Below are 361 nucleotides of genomic sequence, written 5' to 3' on the forward strand. Positions count from 1 at the left end.
ACGTCTATAAGTAATAGTCTCTTCTTGGTCTTCTCCTGGGAAGCTCTCCATCTTCATCAAGATTTGTTTCTCCAAACAAACTGGTTTGACCAGACATAGGCATCTGTTCAGAAGATTTACCATATCTCTTTTGCGTTAAATACGCTACTTGTTCACGTAGGAGGGCGATTTCTTCGGTTAAGTTACGAATAGTTGTAGCTTGTTCTTGAATGATCTTCTCTAATGTAGTTTCTGACATGATGAAATATCCTCCTCGTTTTTCGATAGTTATAAGAATACGAAAAACTGCGCGTAAAATCAATAAAAATTACGTGCAGTTGCTTCATTTATTTTCGGTTCAATTGAGAACCCCTTCATTAAC

Annotated in this window: 1 protein-coding gene; it reads right to left on the reverse strand. The window is 36.8% G+C overall.

Annotated elements, in window-relative coordinates; all coding sequences use genetic code 11:
- Positions 1-4: 4 nt before the first annotated feature.
- Complete coding sequence (locus FC46_RS09920; protein WP_057800248.1) at positions 5-238, reverse strand: IS66 family transposase; 234 nt, start codon at positions 236-238, stop codon at positions 5-7.
- Positions 239-361: the final 123 nt, after the last annotated feature.

The sequence above is a fragment of the Lactobacillus kalixensis DSM 16043 genome (assembly GCF_001434335.1).
GTDB classification, from domain to species: Bacteria; Bacillota; Bacilli; order Lactobacillales; family Lactobacillaceae; genus Lactobacillus; species Lactobacillus kalixensis.

What these genes read in the sequence shown, in the direction of transcription:
- FC46_RS09920 (WP_057800248.1), bottom strand. Translation starts at nt 238, where the DNA reads ATGTCAGAAACTACATTAGAGAAGATCATTCAAGAACAAGCTACAACT.